This is a genomic window from Methanimicrococcus blatticola (assembly GCF_004363215.1).
Taxonomy (GTDB): Archaea; Halobacteriota; Methanosarcinia; order Methanosarcinales; family Methanosarcinaceae; genus Methanimicrococcus; species Methanimicrococcus blatticola.
Genome location: NZ_SNYS01000001.1, coordinates 1 through 5,408 on the forward strand (window position 1 = coordinate 1; position 5,408 = coordinate 5,408).

General features: G+C 50.3%; 1 tRNA gene and 3 rRNA genes. All 4 read right to left on the bottom strand.

Going from position 1 to position 5,408, the window contains the following annotated elements:
- Nucleotides 1-25: 25 nt before the first annotated feature.
- Nucleotides 26-147: ribosomal RNA gene (gene rrf, locus C7391_RS00005) — 5S ribosomal RNA — on the bottom strand.
- Nucleotides 148-340: 193 nt separating this feature from the next.
- Nucleotides 341-3,273: ribosomal RNA gene (locus tag C7391_RS00010) — 23S ribosomal RNA — on the bottom strand.
- A 263-nt stretch (nucleotides 3,274-3,536) separates the two neighbouring features.
- Nucleotides 3,537-3,609: transfer RNA gene (locus C7391_RS00015), tRNA-Ala, on the bottom strand.
- A 115-nt stretch (nucleotides 3,610-3,724) separates the two neighbouring features.
- Nucleotides 3,725-5,199: ribosomal RNA gene (locus tag C7391_RS00020) — 16S ribosomal RNA — on the bottom strand.
- Together the 16S, 23S and 5S rRNA genes with 1 tRNA gene alongside form the textbook arrangement of a ribosomal RNA operon.
- Between the last annotated feature and the right edge of the window lie 209 nt (nucleotides 5,200-5,408).

Here is a 5,408-nt window from a genome sequence, read left to right on the forward strand (position 1 = left end):
CAAAATAAGAATGATAAAGAAAGACTCATGGCAGCGATCCAAGGTTCCCGAAGGCTCGCACACTTCAGTACAACAGGGAACGCCGGCGGGCTTATCTTCTGTGTTCGGTATGGGTACAGGAGTTGCCCCGCCGCTATGGCCGCCAAAAGACTTTCTCTATAGCGTGATGGATAATAACGGATATTTCGTATATAACAGTTCCGAAGAACTGTAATTGCCATGTAACGATTGAATTGAAAACAGTATCAATAACAGTATTCAATACGACAAACAACTTTCTTTTAACTTATCAACATTTGGGATTGCTCAGACATAATCAGATATCGCCTGAAAAATCAGTCTTGCGATGGTACGGACTATTCGTGAACGCGGACTAAACACCTCGTTGCCTTGGTGCGTACATCCCGTTTCGATCAACCTCGTCTTTTACGAGTGTCCTTAACGATGTCTCTTATTTAGGTGAGATTTCGAGCTTAGATGCATTCAGCTCTTATTCCTTGGTGCGTAGCTGCCCTGCGATGCCTTGTCAGACAACAGGTAGACCAGTGGCACCGTTGCTTTGTTCCTCTCGTACTAAAAGCAACTTACCCTCAGACATCAAACACCTCTGGTAGATAGTAACCAACCTGTCTCACGACGGTCTAAACCCAGCTCACGATCTCCTTTAATAGGCGAACAACCTCACCCTTGGCCGCTGCTGCACGGCCAGGATGGAAAGAACCGACATCGAAGTAGCAAGCTGCCGGGTCGATATGTACTCTTGCCGGCAACGACACAATTATCCCCAAGGTAACTTTTCTGTAGTTTTTGGCCCGCACCAAGCGGGCTCAAAAGTTCGCTAGAACCGACTTTCGTCTCGTCATTCCTTGTTGTGCGAAATAACGTCAGGCTGACTTATGCTCTTGCACTCTTCAGTGAGTTTCCGACCCACTTGAGTCAACCATTGCGCACCCTTGATATCTTTTCAAGGGCGTCCCGCCCCAGGCAAACTGCCCACCTATCGGGGTCCTCTCAAAAGAGAGTGAGAATCGTAATTCCAAAAGGGTAGTGTCCCACTTTTGACTCCACGAACGCTGGCGCGCCCGCTTCGACGTCTCCTACCTACACTGTACATTCGAAATCACAACTCAACGACAGGCTGCAGTAAAGCTCTATGGGGTCTTCACTTCCCCCCAGAGGTCTCTAGACTGTGCACTAGAATGTAAGCTTCACCGGATTCCAGTTTGGGACAGTAGGGCTCTCATTGATCCATTCATGCAAGTCGCCAATTAAGCGACAAGGTACTACGCTACCTTAAGAGGGTCATAGTTACCCCCGCTGTTTACAGGCCCTTCGTCCCGTTGAACCGGGGTTTGAGGTACCTGCACTGAGCAGGATTCAGAGATCGTACTCATCCTTACGGATTTGCGATCTCCTATGTTGGTATTAGACAGTTGGAGCCCCCTGGTCACTGCGACCTGCTGTCTTCACAGCAGGCACTCCTTCTCCCGAAGTTACGGAGCTAATTTGCCGAATTCCCTAAACTGAATTACTCCGTCACGCCTTAGCCTTTTCAGCTAGGGGCACCTGTGTCAGATCTTGGTACGGACGTTTCGACCCCTTTTCACGGGCTCCGGGGTGCAACCGACTTTCGTCATAACGCATTCATTCGCTTCTCGCCATTACGGCTCTCCACAAACTTCGGCGCTTAAACGGCGCGACGACGCCGCTCGGTCTGCCCTGAAGCGTCAGGATTATTGTCGAACGGTACAGGAATATTAACCTGTTTCCCTGATTCGATGTACTCGAGTTACGGTACATCTTAGGACCGACTAACCCTCGGCTGATGATCATTGCCGAGGAAACCTGGCCCCTTCGGCGGTCAAGATTTTCACTTGACTATGCTGCTACTATTACCAGGATTTTCGTTTGCGAACGGTCCACAGGACTTCACAGCCCTGCTTCTGCCCGAACGCAACGCCCTCCTACGAGATTACCTATACGGTACTCCGTGGTATCGGTGGTCGGCTTGAGCCCCGTCAATTTTCGGGGCCCCAAACCTCGACTGGTGGTCTGTTACGAACTCTTTAAAGGATAGCTGCTTCTAAGCTAACCTTCCAGCTGTTTTGGGCTTGGGACGCCCTTTAGTGTTTACACTTAGCCGACACTTGGGGACCTTAACCACGGGCAGGGTTGTCTCCCTTACGCACTACAAGCTTACCCCAGCAGTGCGGACTCCGACCGTCTACGGTGTGGGTGGGTTTGGAGTTTGACAGAAGAGCGAAGAATTTCTTCCCCGGATTCCCCAATCAGTGCTCTACTCCACCAACGACCTCGGGTCAGGTCATGCTACGACATGTTTCGGAGGGAACCAGCGGATGCCGGGCTAGATTAGCATTTCACTCCGAGACGTGGGTCACGTGAATGATTTGCAGATCAATACCACTTGCGGTCCTCCACGCAGCTTTCGCCACGCTTCAACCTGCCCACGCCTAGATCGCCCGGCTTCGGGTCTTATTCCGATGACTCCGCGCACTTGTATACGCCGTGCCTCACCCGAAGGTTGCGCACATGTTGCTTTCGCTTTGGCTGCCTATGAGAATAGTTAGCCTTCGCCATCAAAATAAACTCCCTGGCCAGTTCTTCAAAACTTAAGATGGAACATCGGCAATCTTATTCGTACACAAACCTCGCGGTTTTTTCCTTCATAAGAAAGATCCTTGCACGCTCCATCGTTCTATAACCAACAGGTTTCAGGCACTTTTTACCTCCCTTCTCGGGGTACTTTTCAGCGTTCGGTCACCCTACTAATTCGCTATCGGACTCAAGGAGTATTTAGTTTTGGAGATTGGTGACCCCCATATTCGTGCGAGATTTCCGACCCACACTACTCAGGACATGACAATTTTCCGTTCACTTTTATCGACGTGACTATCACACTCTATGGTCTGCCGTTTCAGGCAAGTTTGATTGGGTGAGATAGGAAAATAGAGTCAGCCATAAACCACATCTCCGCAATATTCCTACTGCGGATTCAGTTTGAACTCTGCCGGTTTCAATCGCCTTTACTAACGGCATCTCTTATTGATTTCTTTTCCTGCCCCTACTAAGATGTTTCAATTCGGGGCGTTACCGATCATGACTGATCGTTACCCTCACGGGCAACGGGATTCCCATTAGGAGATCTCAGGTTCATAGATTCCTTGCGTCTACCCTGAGCTTATCGCAGCTTGGCACGTCCTTCATCAGCTCTTGAGCCGAGCCATCCACCTGTTGGCGTAACACCATTCGCTTAACCGATTTTTCAGTTAGCGTCTGATATATCTGTCCAACTTGTTGATTGTTGTTGTTTGTCTTCTTCAACCTTTACATGACATCACTTAAAAACCCGGCTGGCACCGGGATTCATCCGTCCTTCCCCCGTGATTGCTCAACGGAGTGCATTATAAACTTCTGAAGCGGAGTTGCACCGCACACTTTTTTTCAAAAGCGTTTCTGATTGCTATTGTTCCGGATTCTGATATTGAATCCGACATTTGTTATTGTTTCCAATAAAATGGACTTGTGGGGAATTGAACTCCAGGCCTCCGCCTTGCAAAGGCGGCGATCTTCCAGCTGATCTACAAGCCCAAACGTAAACTCGGGCGCAGCCCTGCTTTTTGGGTCTTGCCCGATGACCTTTGAGATCTTTTTATTGGTTTTTGTGACCTGATGTTTTTTCGGCATTCGGCGGTGTTTTATTCTTAGGAGGTGATCCAGCCGCAGATTCCCCTACGGCTACCTTGTTACGACTTAACCCCCCTTGCGGAATTCAGGTTTGAATACGGCACGATGTCCATACCCTCACCCATACCCCACTCGGGTGGTTTGACGGGCGGTGTGTGCAAGGAGCAGGGACGTATTCACCGCGCTATGTTGAAACGCGATTACTACGGATTCCAGCTTCACGAGGATGGGTTTCAATCCTCGATCCGAACTTCGAACGGGTTTATGAGATTGACATCACCTTTCGGTGTAGTTGCCCATTGTCCCGTCCATTGTAGCCCGCGTGTAGCCCAAGAGATTCGGGGCATACTGATCTACCGTAGCCCGCACCTTCCTCCGATTTAACACCGGCGGTCCCCACAGAGTACCCGGCCATCCGGAGATGCCGCTGGTAACTGTGGGCACGGGTCTCGCTCGTTGCCTGACTTAACAGGATGCTTCACAGTACGAACTGGCGACGACCATGCACCTCCTCTCAGCGATTCAGGTAAAGTCTTCAGCTTGACCTACATATTGCTGTCTCCCCTGGTGAGTTTTCCGGCGTTGAGTCCAATTAAACCGCAGGCTCCACCCGTTGTTGTGCTCCCCCGCCAATTCCTTTAAGTTTCAGCCTTGCGGCCGTACTTCCCAGGTGGCTCGCTTCACGGCTTCCCTTCGGCACCAGACACAGTCACGCCATGCCTGACACCTAGCGAGCATCGTTTACGGCTGGGACTACCCGGGTATCTAATCCGGTTCGTGCCCCCAGCTTTCGTCCCTCACCGTCGGACTCGTTTTGGTAAGACGCCTTCGCCACAGGTGGTCCCACAAGGATTACAAGATTTCACTCCTACCCCTGTAGTACCTCTTACCTCCCCCGATCCCAAGTTCGGCAGTATCCACTGGAAGCCCGGATGTTGAGCATCCGGATTTCCCAATGGACTGACCGAACCGGCTACGGACCCTTTAGACCCAATAAAAGCGGCTACCACTCGGGCCACCGGTATTACCGCGGCGGCTGGCACCGGTCTTGCCCGGCCCTTGCTAACACATACGATTTAGGTATGTGGACAGCCCGCATTTGATGCGAGCACTCGGTGTCTCCTTATCACAGTTTCCTGCATTGTAAAGTTTTCGCGCCTGCTGCGCCCCGTAGGGCCTGGATTCATGTCTCAGAATCCATCTCCGGGCTCTTGCTCTCACAACCCGTACCCGTTGTCGGCTAGAGGGTACGTTACACCCCCTACAACCTGATAGGCCGCAGACCCATCCTCAGGCGAAATTCTTTGTCTCTTCAAGCGATTCCAGCAGAGAAGAGATATCCGGAATTATCCTCAGTTTCCCGAGGTTATGCCGGACCTGAGGGCAGGTTATCCACGTGTTACTGAGCATTACGCCATGTTCACGAAGAACATTTGACTCGCATGGCTTAGTCAAACACCGATAGCAGTAACCTCCGGCAGGATCAACCGGAATTATATTTGAATTTGACAAAACAAAAGACGTGAACGCTTTTGAAATGTAATCCTGTACACACTTGATGTTGCTTTTAATAGCTGGTTTTGGAAATACTGCATAAACACTGCTTAAACAGAATTGTCGGAAAAAACTTCTCAACCACGAATAAAGCGCTATTCACACTTAGTTCTTAGATTTTAGAGTTGCTTCCTTACAATACACAGTTT